Origin of the sequence: Bradyrhizobium sp. KBS0727 (genome assembly GCF_005937885.2) — a bacterium.
Classification (GTDB): Bacteria; Pseudomonadota; Alphaproteobacteria; order Rhizobiales; family Xanthobacteraceae; genus Bradyrhizobium.
In genome coordinates, this window is the sequence record NZ_CP042176.1 from 889,537 (window position 1) to 905,040 (window position 15,504).

General features: G+C 64.0%; 15 protein-coding genes and 1 pseudogene. 9 read left to right on the forward strand and 7 right to left on the reverse strand.

Annotated elements, in window-relative coordinates; genetic code table 11:
• Nucleotides 1-102 precede the first annotated feature (102 nt).
• From thrC to FFI89_RS04190, 4 genes are all read left to right on the forward strand, one after another.
• Nucleotides 103-1,521: a threonine synthase gene (gene thrC, locus FFI89_RS04175; RefSeq protein WP_168212775.1), complete on the forward strand. Its 1,419-nt coding sequence runs from the start codon at nucleotides 103-105 to the stop codon at nucleotides 1,519-1,521.
• Nucleotides 1,518-2,807, forward strand: a complete 1,290-nt coding sequence (locus tag FFI89_RS04180; RefSeq protein ID WP_138833176.1) for a pitrilysin family protein — start codon at nucleotides 1,518-1,520, stop codon at nucleotides 2,805-2,807. The genes thrC and FFI89_RS04180 overlap by 4 nt, the downstream gene beginning before the upstream one ends.
• Before the next feature lie 30 nt (nucleotides 2,808-2,837).
• Nucleotides 2,838-3,425, forward strand: a complete 588-nt coding sequence (locus FFI89_RS04185) for a GNAT family N-acetyltransferase (RefSeq protein WP_138833178.1) — start codon at nucleotides 2,838-2,840, stop codon at nucleotides 3,423-3,425.
• Nucleotides 3,426-3,554: 129 nt separating this feature from the next.
• Nucleotides 3,555-4,193 carry a hypothetical protein gene (locus tag FFI89_RS04190; protein WP_138833180.1) on the forward strand — a complete coding sequence of 213 codons (639 nt, stop codon included), beginning with the start codon at nucleotides 3,555-3,557 and terminating at the stop codon, nucleotides 4,191-4,193.
• A gap of 52 nt (nucleotides 4,194-4,245) precedes the next feature.
• Here FFI89_RS04190 and FFI89_RS04195 read toward each other — a convergent pair whose 3' ends face one another.
• The 5 genes from FFI89_RS04195 to FFI89_RS04215 all read right to left on the reverse strand — a co-directional run bounded on the left by FFI89_RS04195 (nucleotide 4,246) and on the right by FFI89_RS04215 (nucleotide 6,843).
• Complete coding sequence (locus FFI89_RS04195) at nucleotides 4,246-4,731, reverse strand: ATP F0F1 synthase subunit B (protein WP_138833182.1); 486 nt, start codon at nucleotides 4,729-4,731, stop codon at nucleotides 4,246-4,248.
• Nucleotides 4,732-4,735: 4 nt separating this feature from the next.
• Nucleotides 4,736-5,305, reverse strand: a complete 570-nt coding sequence (locus tag FFI89_RS04200; protein ID WP_138833183.1) for a F0F1 ATP synthase subunit B' — start codon at nucleotides 5,303-5,305, stop codon at nucleotides 4,736-4,738.
• A 60-nt stretch (nucleotides 5,306-5,365) separates the two neighbouring features.
• The gene (locus FFI89_RS04205; RefSeq protein WP_027537362.1) at nucleotides 5,366-5,596 is read right to left on the reverse strand and encodes a F0F1 ATP synthase subunit C; all 231 of its coding nucleotides are present in this window, start codon (nucleotides 5,594-5,596) and stop codon (nucleotides 5,366-5,368) included.
• Between the two features lie 56 nt (nucleotides 5,597-5,652).
• On the reverse strand, nucleotides 5,653-6,402 hold the full coding sequence (locus FFI89_RS04210) for a F0F1 ATP synthase subunit A (RefSeq protein WP_138833185.1): 750 nt from the start codon (nucleotides 6,400-6,402) through the stop codon (nucleotides 5,653-5,655).
• 69 nt (nucleotides 6,403-6,471) lie between these two features.
• Nucleotides 6,472-6,843: an AtpZ/AtpI family protein gene (locus FFI89_RS04215; RefSeq protein ID WP_138833187.1), complete on the reverse strand. Its 372-nt coding sequence runs from the start codon at nucleotides 6,841-6,843 to the stop codon at nucleotides 6,472-6,474.
• A 274-nt stretch (nucleotides 6,844-7,117) separates the two neighbouring features.
• Between FFI89_RS04215 and FFI89_RS04220 the strand changes: the two genes are divergently transcribed.
• The 3 genes from FFI89_RS04220 to FFI89_RS04230 all read left to right on the forward strand — a co-directional run bounded on the left by FFI89_RS04220 (nucleotide 7,118) and on the right by FFI89_RS04230 (nucleotide 8,870).
• A complete protein-coding gene (locus tag FFI89_RS04220) occupies nucleotides 7,118-7,741 on the forward strand; it encodes a 2-hydroxychromene-2-carboxylate isomerase (RefSeq protein ID WP_138833189.1) in 624 nt (207 codons plus the stop codon).
• A 36-nt stretch (nucleotides 7,742-7,777) separates the two neighbouring features.
• The gene (locus FFI89_RS04225) at nucleotides 7,778-8,314 is read left to right on the forward strand and encodes a hypothetical protein (RefSeq protein WP_138833191.1); all 537 of its coding nucleotides are present in this window, start codon (nucleotides 7,778-7,780) and stop codon (nucleotides 8,312-8,314) included.
• Nucleotides 8,315-8,396: 82 nt separating this feature from the next.
• On the forward strand, nucleotides 8,397-8,870 hold the full coding sequence (locus FFI89_RS04230) for a secondary thiamine-phosphate synthase enzyme YjbQ (RefSeq protein WP_138833193.1): 474 nt from the start codon (nucleotides 8,397-8,399) through the stop codon (nucleotides 8,868-8,870).
• An 86-nt stretch (nucleotides 8,871-8,956) separates the two neighbouring features.
• Here the strand turns inward: FFI89_RS04230 and FFI89_RS04235 are convergent, their stop codons facing one another.
• Entirely contained in the window at nucleotides 8,957-10,621 is a 1,665-nt protein-coding gene (locus tag FFI89_RS04235; RefSeq protein WP_138833195.1) for an MFS transporter, read from the reverse strand.
• 326 nt (nucleotides 10,622-10,947) lie between these two features.
• Between FFI89_RS04235 and FFI89_RS04240 the strand changes: the two genes are divergently transcribed.
• A complete protein-coding gene (locus tag FFI89_RS04240; RefSeq protein ID WP_138833197.1) occupies nucleotides 10,948-11,622 on the forward strand; it encodes a response regulator transcription factor in 675 nt (224 codons plus the stop codon).
• A 75-nt stretch (nucleotides 11,623-11,697) separates the two neighbouring features.
• Nucleotides 11,698-11,814 (forward strand): annotated as a pseudogene (locus tag FFI89_RS04245) (transposase); the annotation flags it as partial.
• An 80-nt stretch (nucleotides 11,815-11,894) separates the two neighbouring features.
• Here the strand turns inward: FFI89_RS04245 and FFI89_RS04250 are convergent.
• Nucleotides 11,895-15,404 (reverse strand): hybrid sensor histidine kinase/response regulator, encoded by a 3,510-nt coding sequence (locus FFI89_RS04250; RefSeq protein WP_138833199.1) that lies wholly within the window; start codon nucleotides 15,402-15,404, stop codon nucleotides 11,895-11,897.
• Nucleotides 15,405-15,504: the final 100 nt, after the last annotated feature.

The following is a 15,504-nucleotide window of genomic DNA, read 5'->3' on the forward strand; positions in this document are numbered from 1 at the left end:
CGGCAAAACGCTCTATGGTGCCGCGCGCTTCGCGGTTGACGAAGGCGTATAACTCATAAATATCAAAGGCTTGGCGCAGGGGTCGGGCCTTTGGAGGGCGATTTGACGCGGTATATTTCGACCAGAGGCGAAGCCCCCACACTGGGTTTCTGCGACGTGATGCTGACCGGGCTCGCCCGCGACGGCGGGCTCTATGTGCCCGAAGTCTGGCCGCAGCTCTCGCACGAGACCATCGCGGGATTTTTCGGGCGGCCTTATTGGGAAGTCGCCGTCGAGGTGATCCGGCCGTTTGTCGCCGGCGAGATTTCCGACGCCGATCTCGGCCGCATGGCGAACGAGGCCTACGCCACCTTCCGCCACCCCGCGGTGGTGCCGCTCGACCAGACCGGGCCCAATCAATTCCTGCTCGAGCTGTTCCACGGCCCGACGCTGGCGTTCAAGGACGTCGCGATGCAGTTGATCTCGCGGCTGATGGATCACGTGCTGGCCAAGCGCGCGCAGCGCACCACCATCGTGGTCGCAACCTCGGGCGATACCGGCGGCGCCGCGGTCGATGCGTTTGCCAACCTCGACAATGTCGACCTGATCGTGCTGTTCCCGAACGGCCGGATCTCCGACGTGCAGCGGCGGATGATGACGACGTCGGGCGCCAGCAATGTCCATGCGCTCGCGATCGAAGGCAATTTCGACGATTGCCAGGCGATCGTGAAGGCGCTGTTCAATCATCACGGCTTTCGCGACGCGGTCTCGCTGTCGGGCGTCAACTCGATCAACTGGGCGCGGATCGTGGCGCAGGTGGTGTATTATTTCACCTCCGCGGTGGCGCTCGGCTCGCCCGCGCGCACCGTGGATTTCACCGTGCCGACGGGGAATTTCGGCGACATCTTTGCCGGCTACGTCGCCAAGAAGATGGGGCTGCCGGTCCGCTGGCTGCGGATCGCCTCCAACGTCAACGACATCCTGCCGCGCACGCTCAAGACCGGCATCTATGAAGTGCGCGAGGTTCATGCTTCCGCCTCACCGTCGATGGATATCCAGGTTTCCTCGAATTTCGAGCGGTTGCTGTTCGAGGCCAGCGGCCGCGACGCCGACGTCATTCGCCGCCTGATGGCCTCGCTGAAACAGTCCGGACGTTTCGTGCTGCCGGATTCTGTGCTCGCCGCCATCCGCGAGGAATTCGACGCCGGCCGCGCCGACGAGACCGAGACCGCGGCCACCATCCGCGCCGCCTGGCGCGAGGCCGGCGATCTCGTCGATCCCCATACCGCGGTGGCGCTGGCGGTGGCCGATCGCGACACCTCGGATTCGAAGATCCCCAACATCGTGCTGTCGACGGCGCATCCGGCCAAGTTCCCCGACGCGGTCGAGGCCGCCTGTGGCGTGCGGCCGCAATTGCCGGCCTGGCTCGACGGCCTCCTGACCAAATCCGAACACATCACGGTGATGAAAAATGATTCCGCCGAAGTGGAGCAATTCGTGCGCAAGGTCAGCCGTGCCGCGAAGCAGGGAGTTGCCGGATGAGCGTTGACGTCACCAAGCTGCCGTCCGGACTGACCGTCATCACCGACACCATGCCGCATCTGGAAACCGCTGCGCTTGGCGTCTGGGCCGGCGTCGGCGGCCGCGACGAAAAGCCCAACGAGCACGGCATCTCGCATCTGCTCGAACATATGGCGTTCAAGGGTACGACCAAACGCTCGTCGCGCGAGATCGTCGAGGAGATCGAGGCGGTCGGCGGCGATCTCAACGCCGGGACCTCGACCGAGACCACCGCCTATTATGCGCGGGTGCTGAAGGCCGACGTGCCGCTGGCGCTCGACGTGCTCTCCGACATTCTCGCCAATCCGTCGTTCGTGCCCGACGAACTCGAGCGCGAAAAGGGCGTCATCGTGCAGGAGATCGGCGCCGCGCAGGATACGCCCGACGACGTCGTGTTCGAACATCTCAACGAGCTCTGCTATCCCGATCAGCCGATGGGGCGCTCGCTGCTCGGCACCGCCAAGACGCTGCAGAAATTCGATCGCGACATGCTGAACAACTATCTTTCGACGCATTACCGCGGGCCCAACATGGTGGTGGCGGCCGCCGGCGCGGTCGACCACAAGCGCGTCGTCGAGGAAGTGGCGCAGAAGTTCGCCAGCTTCGATGTCGCGGCGTCGCCGAAGCCGCAGCCCGCGATGTTCGGCAAGGGCGGCTCGCGCGTGGTGCATCGCGACCTCGAGCAGGCGCATCTGACGCTGGCGCTGGAAGGCGTGCCGCAGACCGACCTGTCGCTGTTCTCGATGCAGGTCTTCACCAACACGCTCGGCGGCGGAATGTCGTCGCGGCTGTTCCAGGAAGTGCGCGAAAAGCGCGGCCTGTGCTACTCGATCTACACCTTCCACGCGCCCTATGCCGACACCGGCTTTTTCGGCCTCTATACCGGCACCGATCCCGCCGACGCGCCCGAGATGATGGAAGTGATCGTCGACGTCATCAACGACGCCGTGGAAACCCTGACCGAAGCCGAGATCGCCCGCGCCAAGGCGCAGATGAAGGCCGGGCTCCTGATGGCGCTGGAAAGCTGTTCATCGCGCGCCGAGCAACTGGCACGCCATGTGCTTGCTTACGGCAGGCCGCTGACGGTGGAAGAGCTGGTGGCGCGGATCGACGCGGTTAGCGTGGAATCGACCCGCAACGCCGCGCGGGGCCTGTTGTCCCGCAGCCGGCCGGCGGTCGTGGCGCTTGGCAGCGGCAGGGGTCTGGACACGGCGGTGTCTTTTGCGGAAGGATTGACCCGGTCGAAGGCGAAGACGCTGCTGCATTGACGATTGTTCTTTGCGGGGGGAGTGTAGGGCATGGCCCTGTTTCGTTTGCCGTCCAGCGGACCGGCTGCGCTTATGCCGCGCGGCCATGGGCTGTTGCTGCGCGCCCCGCAGATGTCGGACTTCCCGCAATGGGCGCAGTTGCGTGAATCCAGCCGGGCTTACCTCACGCCGTGGGAGCCGATCTGGCCGTCGGACGACCTGACCCGGGCAGGCTTCCGCCGCCGGCTGCGGCGTTATGCCGAGGACATCATTTCCGACCGCTCGTATCCGTTCATCGTCTTCCGCGAATCCGACGGCACCATGATCGGCGGCATCACGCTGGCGAATGTGCGTCGCGGCATCGTGCAGGCCGGCACCATCGGCTATTGGGTCGGTGAGCCCCATGCCCATCGCGGCTATATGACCACGGCGCTGCGCGTGCTGCTGCCGACGTTGTTCGGCGAACTCAATCTGCACCGCATCGAGGCTGCCTGCATTCCGACCAATGCCCCGTCGATCCGGGTGCTGGAGAAATGCGGTTTTACCCGCGAGGGACTGGCGCGGCGCTATCTCTGCATCAACGGCATCTGGCAGGACCACCTGCTGTTCGGCCTGCTGCACGAGGACTTTCGCGGCTGATTCGGGCGTGATCCCAAGTGCCTTGATTCGGGTGCCCTGATTCGGGTGCCTTGGGTTCGCCGCCATTGGCCTGCTATAAGGCCGCCGTGGACGATGACGATGAAATGACGCGGATGCCAGGGACGTCGCATGGGTAGCACTCGTTTGGTCAAAGGCGCGATCGTGGCCGGTATGGCTTGCGGCCTGCTCGCCGTGCCGGCGTCGGCGCAATCGCTGGGCGATCGCTTCAAGAGCCTGTTCGGCGGCAAATCGGAGGAGCCGACCACGGCGGCGCCGGGAGCGCCCGTGCCGGAAGACACCAGCGATTTGACCTGTCCGCCGGTCACGGTCCGGGCCGGTGCGTCCACCTATGCGGTGGCGGCGCCCGGCAAGCAGCCGGTCGGCAACGACCTGCGGTTTCAGGCGACCATTACCAAGATGGCCCGCGAATGCAGCGTCAATGCCGGCACCATCACCGCGCGGATCGGCATTCAGGGGCGCGTCATTGCCGGTCCCGCCGGCGCGCCGTCCTCGATCCAGATTCCGGTCCGCGTCGCCGTGGTGCAGGGCGGCGTATCGGAAAAAACCATCGCCACCAAGGCCTACCAGACCACCGTCAACATGTCGGAAGGCGGCAGCGAGCCCTTCACGCTGGTGGCCGAGGATCTGGTCTATCCGGCCCCGCCCGGCGCGCTTGGCGACAGCTACATTTTCTATATCGGTTTCGACCCCCAGGCGCTGAAGCCCGAGCGTCCCGCGGCGGCGCCGCGGAAAAAGAAGCAGCCATGAAAAAAGCCGGCGCGATCATCTCGCGCCGGCTTTTTCATGGGTTGAAAACGCTCTAGTTCAGCTTGGCGCGAACTTCGGCAATACCCTTGGCGAGCAGGTCGTCCGCCACCGAACCCCTGACCGACTGCGACAGGATGGTCGAGGCGGCGGCGACGGCGGCGTTGGCCGCCGCGGCACGGACGTCCGCCAGGGCCTGCGCCTCGGCGAGCGCGATCTTGCCCTCGGCGGTCTTGGTGCGACGGGCGACGAAGTCTTCCATCTTGGCCTTGGCTTCGGTCGCGATGCGCTCGGCTTCGGCCTTGGCGTTCGAGATGATCTCTTCGGCCTCGCGCTCCGCGCTGGATCGCTTGGACTTGTACTCGGCGAGCAGCTTGGCGGCTTCTTCCTTCAGACGGCGGGCGTCGTCGAGTTCGGCCTTGATGCGTTCGGCGCGGTGATCGAGCGCCTTCAGCACCGTGCGGTGGATGCCCAGATAGGCGAACAGCACCATCAGAATGACGAAGGCTACCGCGACCCAGGTTTCCGGTTCGAAGAACATCAGACTATCCCTTCAACGAAGCGTCGACCGCGCTGTTCAGCGTGTTGCCGTCGGGCAGCACGCCGGTGAGGCGCTGGACGATGGCGCTGGCCGCATCCGCGGCGATGCCGCGCACGTTGCCCATCGCGGTCTCGCGGGTCACCCCGATTTGCTTTTCGGCGGCGGCAAGCTTGACGGAGAGCTGGTCTTCCAGCGTCTTCCGCTCGGCTTCCGCAGCCGCGTTCAGCTTCTCGCGGGTTTCGTTGCCGATCGCCTGCGCCCGCGAACGCGCCGAAGCGAGTTCGGTTTCGTAGGCTTTCAGCGCCGCATCCGACTCGTCCTTCAGCTTCTGCGCTGCCGAAAGGTCGCCCTCGATCGCATTCTGACGTGCATCGATCACGCCGCCGACACGCGGCAGCGCAATACGCGACACGATCAAATAGAGGGCTACGAACGCGATAACGAGCGACACCAGTTGCGAAGCGTAGGTCGACGACTCGAACGGAGGAAATCCTCCGCCGTGGCCGCCTGGGGCTTCGGTATGGGCGCCGGTCTCGTGGCCCTTTGCCGGGGTACCATGACTCTTTTCAGCCACGGGGTCCTCCTGTTGCTGTCAGGCGCGCCGTCCGGAACGGACGGCGCGATAGGGTGCCGCTCAGAGCGGAACGAACAGCAGCAGCAGCGCGATCAGCAGCGAGAAAATGCCGAGCGCTTCGGTCACGGCGAAGCCGAAGATCAGGTTGCCGAACTGGCCCTGGGCTGCGGACGGATTGCGCACCGCTGCGGCAAGGTAGTTGCCGAAGATCACGCCCACGCCCACGCCTGCACCGCCCATGCCGATGCATGCGATGCCCGCGCCGATAAGTTTTGCTGCTGCCGGTTCCATTTTCTTGAGCTCCTTGAGAGGTAAGATAAAGTGTGGGTGGAAATTCCCCGGACGGTTTAGTGTCCCGGATGAATGGCGTCGTTGAGGTAGATGCAGGTCAGGATCGCGAACACATAGGCCTGCAGGAACGCGACCAGCAGCTCGAGCGCGGTCAGCGCCACCGTGAGCGCCAGCGGCAGCACGCCGCCGGCCCAGCCGAGCACGCCGAGCGAGGCGCCGAGCATGGCGACGAAGCCCGCGAACACCTTCAGCGCGATGTGGCCGGCCAGCATGTTGGCGAACAGACGGACGCTGTGCGAGACCGGGCGCAGGAAGAACGACAGGATTTCAATGAACATGACCAGCGGCAGGATGTAGATCGGCACGCCGGAAGGCACGAATATCTTGAAGAACTTGAAGCCGTTCTTGTAGATGCCGTAGATCAGGACGGTGAAGAACACCAGCAGCGCCAGCGTCGCGGTGACGATGATGTGGCTCGAAATCGTGAAGGTGTAGGGGATGATGCCGATCAGGTTCGAAACGCAGATCAGCATGAACAGCGAGAAGATCAGCGGGAAGAACTTCATGCCTTCCGAGCCGGCCGTGCTGCGGATCGTGCTGGCGACGAACTCGTAGCTGATTTCGGCGACCGACTGCAGGCGCCCGGGCACCAGTTGCCGTCCGGTGCCGATCATCAGGATCGAGATCACCGCTACCGCGATGAACATGTAGAGCGACGAGTTGGTGAAGGCGATCGTCTGGTTGCCGATATGGCCGATCGTGAACAGCGGCTCGATGTTGAACTGATGGATCGGGTCGATTTTCATCCGCGCGGCTCTTTGTCCACCGGCCTGGCCGGCAATCGAATTTCAAATGTCGTGACTTCCCGTCGATGCTCAGCGCCTGCCCGGAACCACGCCAGCGGACCTCACCACGTTGACCACGCCGGCGGTAAAGCCGAGCAGCAAGAACACGATGAGACCGAACGGCGATGTCGACAACAAACGGTCGAACCCCCAGCCAATCGCCGCCCCGACGACAACGCCCGCGACCAACTCCGAGGAAAGGCGGAGACCGATCGCCATCGCCGAAGCTCTGGCAGCCGCATCGCCGCTTTCGGTTCCGGGTTGGTCAGTCCTGATTTTTCGGCTGTCACGAATTTCGGACAACCGGTGATCCAGACTTCCGAGCCTTGCGGAAAGCGCAGCTTCGTCGGAGGACGATTGATCGCGATTTCCATTTGCGCTGTCGTTGCTGTCTTTGGCCATGCCCAAGACAGTAAACGATGTCGCGGTTGATGGAAATTGCGCCCGTCACCCTTAAAAGCCGCGCGGACCATACTTACCGCGTCTAATCAAGTCAAGATTGCGTCGTAACCAGTTAGTGCATTGATTTAACTGGATTTATTTGAAGACCGTCCACGACCCTGTGGACCCGTCATCGCAGTGCAGCAGCTAGCGGGCCGCGGATCGATCTTGCGCGGATTTGGCCGGTCTGTTGGGATGCCCGAAGCGATCAGCAGATCCTCGCTCCGGAGCCCGCATGCCGCGTCAGGTCGACTACTATTTCTCGTTTCAATCGCCGTGGGCCTATATCGGACATCGGGCCTTTCGCGACCTCGTAAGTGCCTACGATCTCAAGATAAATCATAAACCCGTGGTGCTCGTCGACCTGTTCTCGGAGACCGGTGGGTTGCCGCTGACGAAGCGCCACCCGGTGCGGCAGCGCTATCGGATGGTCGAGCTGCAGCGCTGGCGCGACAAGCGCGGCCTGAAATTCCACCTGCAGCCGGCGAACTGGCCGTTCAACGCCCGGCTCGCGGACGGCGTCGTGATCGCTGCGATCGAGGCCGGTTTCGACCCCGACCGATACCTGGCGCGGGGTTTTGCCGCAGTTTGGGAAGATCAGCTCAGCCTGGCCGATCCCGCGACGATTGCGAAACTGGCCGACGAATCCGGTCTGCCCGGCAAGCAGTTGGTGGAGCGATCGGAGCAGGAGGCGATCAGCGCGGCCTATGAGCAGAATCGCCAGGACGCGCTGGCGAGTGACGTGTTCGGCTCGCCCGCTTATGTGCTCGATGGCGAAGTGTTCTGGGGACAGGACCGGATCGATTTGCTGGGCGATGCGTTGAAGTCCGGCCGCGCGGCCTATAGCTCACAAGTCTAGAGCGTACCGGTACTGTCCTGAGGCGGGAGCAAGCTCATGAGCACAGCGACGTCGTTCTCGAAATCCAAGTTTATCAAATCCTGGTCCTTCATTGTGGCTGCCGCACTGGCGTTGTGTCTCGCCGGCCACGCGCGCGCCGGAGCGCTGCCGGACACCGAGAACGGCCGCTACGCGCTGTCGCCGCTGGCCGATGGTGTGCTGCGGCTCGACACAAGAACCGGCGCGGTCTCGACCTGCAGCAATTCGGGCGCGGGCTGGGCCTGCTACGCCGTGCCCGACGAACGCGCGGCGCTGGACGCCGAAATCGGCCGGCTGCAGGCCGATAATGAAAAGATGAAAGCCCAACTCGCCGAACGTGAGCCGACGGTGACCGGCAAGATCGAAGAGCCGTTGCCGAAATCGGACTCGTTGAAGAAAAGCGAGCCGAAGGTCGCCGAGGGCGAACGCAAGATCGAAATCCCGCTGCCGAGCGACCGCGACATGGATCGTGTGATGTCGTTCCTGGAGCGGGCCTGGCGGCGATTGATCGAAATGGCCAACCGGGTACAGAAGGACGTCAACGGCAAGATTTGATCGCTGTTGTTTGATGCTGTCGTCCCGGCCCCCGTGCGCAATTTCGCACTAGGCCGGGACGACGTGTTGAGAGACCGAATTGATGACCGCACCCAAATCCGTCTCCCGCACTCCCCCTTCGGCCGTCACCGCCACCACCATCGTGTCCTCGCTGTTGACGGTGCAGACGCGTGGCGCCGGCTTTACCGATCTCAGCGCCGAAGTCGCAAAATTCGCAGCAGACGCCGGTGCGCGCGACGGTGCGGTGACGCTGTTCATTCGCCACACCTCGGCATCGTTGACGATCCAGGAAAATGCCGATCCGACCGTGCTGGCCGATTTGACGACGGCGCTGAACAGGCTGGCGCCCGAGAACGCCGGATGGCGGCACGACACAGAAGGTTCGGACGACATGCCGGCGCATATCAAGACCATGCTGACCGCGACCTCGCTGCAGGTCCCGGTGCTTCAGGGCGCGCTGGCGCTCGGCACGTGGCAGGCAATCTATCTGGTCGAGCACCGTGCGCGGCCGCATCGGCGCGAGGTCGTGCTGCAGTTCATCGGCAGCGTGGATTAAAGAGAAACGGCCGCGGATTGCTCCGCGGCCGTTTTGTTCGAGGTCACCGGCGACAACGCCGGATAAAAGATCGCGCCGGATCAAGCTCAGGTCTTGGTGATGTCGACGTCCTTGGTCTCGGGCAGGAAGAAGAATCCGACGACCGCCGTGATCGCTGCGAAGATGATCGGATACCAGAGGCCGGCGTAGATATCGCCGGTCGAGGCCACGATCGCGAACGCGGTCGCGGGCAAGAGACCGCCGAACCAGCCGTTGCCGATGTGATAGGGCAGCGACATCGAGGTGTAGCGGATCTTGGTCGGGAACAGTTCGACCAGCATCGCCGCGATCGGCCCGTACACCATGGTGACGAAGATCACCAGGATGAACAGCAGTCCGATAATCGCCGCAACCTGCGGACGGAAGATATCGAACGGGTTCGACATCTTCACGATGCCGGCGTCGCCGGCCTTGGGATAACCCGCGGCTGCGACCGCAGCGGCGACCGCCGGGTTGCCGGCCTTGGCATCCGGATACGGCACGTCCTTGCCGTTGATCGCGACCTTCACGCCGGAGCCGGCGGCGCCGTAGCTGGTCGAATACTTGACCGACGACTGGGCCAGGAAGGCGCGGGCGAGGTCGCACGGAGACGTGAAGACGCGAGTGCCGACCGGGTTGAACAGATCGCCGCAACCTGCGGGATCCGCCACCACCTCGACCTTGGTGGCTTCGATCGCCTTTTCCAGCGCCGGGTTGGCGTTGGTGGTGATCATCCGGAAGATCGGGAAGAAGGTCAGCGCCGCGATCAGGCAACCCGCCAGGATGATCGGCTTGCGGCCGATCTTGTCGGAGAGGGCGCCGAACACGACGAAGAAGCCGGTGCCGAACAGCAGCGACCAGGCGATCAGCAGGTTGGCGGTGTAGCCGTCGACCTTGAGGATCGATTGCAGGAAGAACAGCGCGTAGAACTGGCCCGTGTACCAGACCACGCCCTGACCCATGGTGCCGCCGATCAGCGCCAGGATGACGATCTTGGCGTTGCTCCAGTTGGCGAAGGCTTCGGTCAGCGGAGCTTTCGAACTCTTGCCCTCGTCCTTCATCTTCTGGAAGATCGGCGATTCATTGAGGCGCAGCCGGATCCATACCGAGACGCCGAGCAGCAGCACCGACACCAGGAACGGAATGCGCCAGCCCCAGGCGGCGAATTCAGGCTCGCCCAGCGCAGTACGGGTGAACAGGATCACCAGCAGCGATAGGAACAGGCCGAGCGTCGCCGTGGTCTGGATGAACGAGGTGTAGTAACCGCGCTTGCCCTGGGGGGCGTGCTCGGCCACGTAGGTCGCCGCACCGCCATACTCGCCGCCGAGCGCAAGGCCCTGCAGCAGGCGCAGTGCGATCAGGATGATCGGGGCCGCGATGCCGATGGATGCCGCACTGGGCAGCAGGCCGACGATGAAGGTCGAGAGGCCCATGATCAGGATGGTGACGAGGAAGGTGTATTTGCGTCCGACGATGTCGCCGACGCGCCCGAACACGATGGCGCCGAACGGGCGCACCAGGAAGCCGGCGGCGAAGGCAAGCAGCGCGAAGATGTCACGGGTTGCCGGCGGATAGGCCGAGAAGAACTGCGCGCCGATGATGCCGGCGAGCGACCCGTACAAATAGAAGTCATACCATTCGAAGACGGTGCCGAGCGAGGAGGCGATAATGACGAAACGTTCGTCCTTCGTCATTCCTCCGGTCCTGGCCGACGTGGCAGTCATTGTGGACATTTCAAACGCTCCCCAAATTTATTGATGCAAAGTCCGCCCGTCGCCGAACTAGGCCGGATTGAGCTGTGGGCTTCGGTTTACGGTAACATCGCCGTGAAACTCGCCCCAATACGACTTTCGGCCCTTTGCACGGCCTCGGCAAAAGCCACGGTTTCGATGGCGCGCAATATCTTTCCGGTTGATTCCGTCAGGCCGATTATTGTGCGCCGCACAAGCGGGCCGATTAACTGCTTTCAAACGTGCTAGAATTGCGCGCTTGCACGCGACGCCCCGGCAAGGGACAAGCAGATACGGGCCTGTCGCGCGCGCCCTGCGAAGAGACATCCATGACGACCGCTGCCGCTACCCATCTCGTCATCGCCGATGACCATCCGTTGTTCCGCGACGCCTTGCGGCAGGCGGTGGCAGGTGTCTTGACCTCGGCCACAATCAGCGAGGCCGGTTCGTTCGACGATCTCACGGCACTGCTGGAGCGGGATTCCGAGGTCGATCTGATCCTGCTCGACCTTTCGATGCCGGGCATCAGCGGATTCTCCGGCCTGATCTATCTGCGCGCGCAATATCCGGCGATCCCGGTGGTCATTGTATCCGCCAGCGACGACGCCGGCACCATCCGGCGGTCGCTCGATTTCGGCGCCTCGGGTTTCATTCCGAAGCGCTTCGGGGTCGAGACGTTGCGCGACGCCATCATGAAGGTGATGGAGGGCGATGTCTGGGTCCCGCAGGACACTGACCTTTCGTCGGCCAACGACCCCGACATGACGCGGCTGCGCGACCGGCTGGTGACGCTGACCCCGCAGCAGGTGCGGGTGCTGATGATGTTGTCGGAAGGGCTGCTCAATAAGCAGATCGCCTATGAACTCGGCGTCTCCGAGGCGACCATCAAGGCCCATGTCTCGGCGATCCTGCAGAAACTCGGCGTCGAAAGCCGCACCCAGGCCGTGATCGCGGCTGCAAAAATCGCCGGCGGCCAGTGGCGCCAGGGAACGCCGACGGCGTAACTTATTCTTATTCGCAAATCGTAGGATGGGTGGAGCGCAGCGATACCCATCATCTAACTATCCGGGCATGTCTGCATGACCGACTATCGCCGCAACTTCATCGCCGGGGGCAGTTTCTTTTTCACGGTCAATCTGGCTGATCGACGGCTGTCGTTGTTGACGGAGTGTATCGACGACCTGCGCACCGCCTTTGGTGAAAGGCCATGACTCGCGCTACGAGATGATGGGTATCGCAGCGCTCCACCCATCCGTGTCTGGCCCGGGGGCGCCCACTACTCCGCCGCCACCATCTGCTGGGTGCGCCACTGGCCGAGCAAAGCACGCAGCGAAGCCGGCTTGACCGGCTTGTTGAGCACGGCGATGTTTTCCTCGCGCGCGGCGCCGCGGACATGCGGGCTACGGTCCGCCGTGATCAGGATCGCCGGAATGTTTTCACCGAAGCGGCGGCGAATTTCGCGGATCGCGGCGACGCCGTTGCCGCGGTCGAGATGATAGTCGACCAGCAGACCGGTGACGTTGCCGCCCGAGGCTTCGATCGCCGCGATCGCGGCCTCGGGGTCGGTGACCGCGATCACCTCGGCGTTCCACGCCTTCAGCAGTGTCTTCATGCCGTCGAGGATCGCCGCGTCGTTCTCGATGCAGACGATCAGCGCGCCGCTCATCGGCGTCCTGGAGAGCGGCGTCGCGCTGGTAACGGCGGCGGTATGGTTGATGGCGGTCGCAATCGGCACCGTCACGGAGAACACCGAGCCGCCGGAAGCATTGGCTGATATCGCGATGCCGTGGTTGAGCACGCGCGCCAGCCGCTCCACGATCGACAGACCGAGGCCGAGGCCGCGCGCGATCCGCGCGCCCTGTTCGAGGCGGTGGAACTCCTTGAAGATCTCGCCGCGCTTCTGCACGGGAATGCCGACCCCGGTGTCATAGACGCCGATCTGAAGCGATTGCCCACGGCGGCGGCAGCCGACCAGCACGCGCCCGCGCGGGGTATATTTGATGGCGTTGGAGATGAAATTCTGTAAGAGCCGTCGCAGCAGCGAGCGGTCGGATTCCGCCGGCAGCGAACAGGGGACGAAGGCGAGTTCCAGCCCCTTGGCGCGCGCGATCGGTGCGAACTCGATTTCGAGCGAGCGCATCAGGTCCGCCATCTTGAAGCTCGAGATCGAGGTCGTCATCGCGCCGGCATCGAGCCGCGAGATGTCCAGCAGCGCGCCAAGGATCTCCTCGATCGCCTCCAGCGAGTCATCGATGTTCTCGACCAGGCGCGAATCCTCGCCGCCGTTCTGCCGTTCGACCAGACTGGTGACATAGAGCCGCGCGGCGTTGAGCGGCTGCAGGATGTCGTGGCTGGCGGCGGCCAGAAACCGGGTTTTCGAGATGTTGGCGTCTTCGGCGGTGCTTTTCGCCAGCGCCAGTTCGGAATTGAGCCGGGTCAGTTCCTCGGTGCGGTCGCGCACGCGCTTTTCCAAGGTCGCGTTGGCGCGCTCCAGCGCTTCGGCGGCCTCGAAGCTCGGCGTCACATCGGAGAAGGTGAGGACCAGTCCGCCGCCCGGCATCCGGTTGGAGCGCACCTCGATCACCATGTGACGGTCGGGCAGGCGTTCCAGATAGGGCTCGCCCTCGGTGGTGTAGGCTTCCAGCCGCCGCTGCAGCAGGGCATCGGCGTCGCCGAAGGCGTCGGGGCTGACGGCGCCCATGAATTCGAGGATTTCCTGCAAGGGAAGGCCGAGCTGCACGAGGTGCGGCGGCAGCGCCAGAATTTCGCCGAACTGCCGGTTCGAGCAGATCAGTTGCAGCTCCGCATCGAACACGGCGATGCCCTGGCGCACGTGGTTCAGCGCGGTCTGCAGGATCTCGCGGTTGAAATGCAGCGCGGCGTGGGAATCGTCGAGCAGCTTCAGCGCGGCCTTGGCGGAGACGGTGCGCTTGCGCAACAACAGCGACATCACCAGGCGCGACGAGGCCGCCCCGATCGAGGAGGCGATCAGCCGTTCGGCGTGTTGCAGCAGTTCGAAATCGGCCGGTACGCCCGGATCGAGCGGACGAGGGTGGCCGGCGGCAAAGGCCTCGAAGGCATGCCGGGCCCGCTCGGGGCCGAGATATTGCGCCACCGTGCTCTGGATGTCCTGCACGGTTACCGTGGTGCGCCAGCGCCGCAAGGTCGGTGTGATCGGCGCCAGCGTGTTCGGCACGAACAAATCGGCTTGTAGCCGCTCGATCGCCGACGGCTGACGCGCGAGCGACATCACGATGTAGGTCAGAACGTTGAGCGCGAGCGACCACGCGACGCCATGCAGCAATGGCGGCAGGTCGGCGCCGAACAGCGCCTGCGGCCGCAGCGCCTCGATGCCGAACGGCCCGTGCTGCAGCAGCAGCAGGCCGGCGGGATTGCCTTCGAGGAAGCTCGGCAGGAACAGCGTGTAAGCCCATGCCGCGACGCCGATCAGCATGCCGCCGATGGCGCCGCGGGCGGTTGCCTGCCGCCAGAACAGGCCGCCGAAGAAGGCCGGCGCCAGTTGCGCGATGGCTGCGAATGACAGCAGGCCGATCGCCGCCAGTTGGGTGTTGCCGAGCACGCGATAGTAGAAATAGGCCATCACCATGATGGCGAAGATCGCAAACCGTCGCACCTTGAGCAGGAAGTCGCCGAAATCCTTCTGGCCGTCGCGCGTCTCGCGGCTGCGCTGCAACACCAGCGGCACCACGATATCGTTGGACACCATGATCGAGAGCGCGACGCATTCGACGATCACCATCGCGGTCGCGGCCGACAGGCCGCCGACGAATACCGCGACGCTGAGCAGGTGCGCATTTCCCTCGATCGGCAACGCCAGCACATACATGTCACTGTCGACGGCGCCGAACGGAAAGGTGATGAGGCCGGCGATCGCGATCGGGATCACGAACAGGTTGATGGCGACCAGATAGAGCGGGAACAGCCAGCGGGCGCGGTTGACCTCGGCAATGCTGGAATTCTCGACCACGCTGACGTGAAACTGCCGCGGCAGCAGCATGATCGCGCAGAACGACAGCAGCGTCATGGTCAGGAAATTGCCTATTCCCGGCACATAGTCGATCACACGCACCGCCTCCGGAGTCTTCATCGCGCGTTCGATCAGTTCGACGGGCGTGAACATCCAGAAGGTCACGAAGGCGCCGGCAGCGAGGAAGGCCACCAGCTTGACGATGGATTCAGTGGCGATCGCCAGCATCAGGCCATGCTGGTGCTCGGTGGCGTCGGTCTGGCGGGTGCCGAACAGCACCGCGAACGTTGCCATCGCCAGCGTCACGATCAGCGCAATGTCGCCAATGATCGGGATCGAGGAGAACGCCTTGTCCTCGCTCAGGATGGTCTCCAGCGACGACGCCATCGCCTTGAGCTGGAGCGCGATATAGGGAACCGATCCGATGATCGCGATCAGCGCCACGGTGGCTGCGACCGCCTGGCTCTTGCCGTAGCGCGCGGCGATGAAGTCGGCGATCGAGGTGATGTTCTGCGACTTGGCGAGCTGGATCACGCGGCGCAGCAGCGGCGTGCAAAGCCCGATCATCAGGATCGGGCCGACATAGATCGCGAGGAAGTCGATGCTGGTGCGGGTGGCGAAGCCGACCGAGCCGAAGAAGGTCCAGGAGGTGCAATAGATCGCCAGCGACAGCGGATAGATCAGCATGCCGGCGCGGCCGCGCTGGCTCGGCGACAGCCGGTCGCCCTGGCTGGCGACGAAGAACAGCAGCCCGATATAGGCGAAGGCGGCGGCGATTACGCCCCAGTCGTGCAGCATCGCTGCGTGCTCCTTTCTCAGCCCAAGGCTGGAGCACGGAGTATAAACGCATTGGGCCGGCAGCGCATCGCGCCACCGGCCCAATTTGAGCGGATTCGGA

What these genes read in the sequence shown, in the direction of transcription:
- FFI89_RS04180 (WP_138833176.1), top strand. Translation starts at nt 1,518, where the DNA reads ATGAGCGTTGACGTCACCAAGCTGCCGTCCGGACTGACCGTCATCACC.
- FFI89_RS04185 (WP_138833178.1), top strand. Translation starts at nt 2,838, where the DNA reads ATGGCCCTGTTTCGTTTGCCGTCCAGCGGACCGGCTGCGCTTATGCCG.
- FFI89_RS04190 (WP_138833180.1), top strand. Translation starts at nt 3,555, where the DNA reads ATGGGTAGCACTCGTTTGGTCAAAGGCGCGATCGTGGCCGGTATGGCT.
- FFI89_RS04195 (WP_138833182.1), bottom strand. Translation starts at nt 4,731, where the DNA reads ATGTTCTTCGAACCGGAAACCTGGGTCGCGGTAGCCTTCGTCATTCTG.
- FFI89_RS04205 (WP_027537362.1), bottom strand. Translation starts at nt 5,596, where the DNA reads ATGGAACCGGCAGCAGCAAAACTTATCGGCGCGGGCATCGCATGCATC.
- FFI89_RS04210 (WP_138833185.1), bottom strand. Translation starts at nt 6,402, where the DNA reads ATGAAAATCGACCCGATCCATCAGTTCAACATCGAGCCGCTGTTCACG.
- FFI89_RS04215 (WP_138833187.1), bottom strand. Translation starts at nt 6,843, where the DNA reads ATGGCCAAAGACAGCAACGACAGCGCAAATGGAAATCGCGATCAATCG.
- FFI89_RS04220 (WP_138833189.1), top strand. Translation starts at nt 7,118, where the DNA reads ATGCCGCGTCAGGTCGACTACTATTTCTCGTTTCAATCGCCGTGGGCC.
- FFI89_RS04225 (WP_138833191.1), top strand. Translation starts at nt 7,778, where the DNA reads ATGAGCACAGCGACGTCGTTCTCGAAATCCAAGTTTATCAAATCCTGG.
- FFI89_RS04230 (WP_138833193.1), top strand. Translation starts at nt 8,397, where the DNA reads ATGACCGCACCCAAATCCGTCTCCCGCACTCCCCCTTCGGCCGTCACC.
- FFI89_RS04235 (WP_138833195.1), bottom strand. Translation starts at nt 10,621, where the DNA reads ATGTCCACAATGACTGCCACGTCGGCCAGGACCGGAGGAATGACGAAG.
- FFI89_RS04240 (WP_138833197.1), top strand. Translation starts at nt 10,948, where the DNA reads ATGACGACCGCTGCCGCTACCCATCTCGTCATCGCCGATGACCATCCG.
- FFI89_RS04250 (WP_138833199.1), bottom strand. Translation starts at nt 15,404, where the DNA reads ATGCTGCACGACTGGGGCGTAATCGCCGCCGCCTTCGCCTATATCGGG.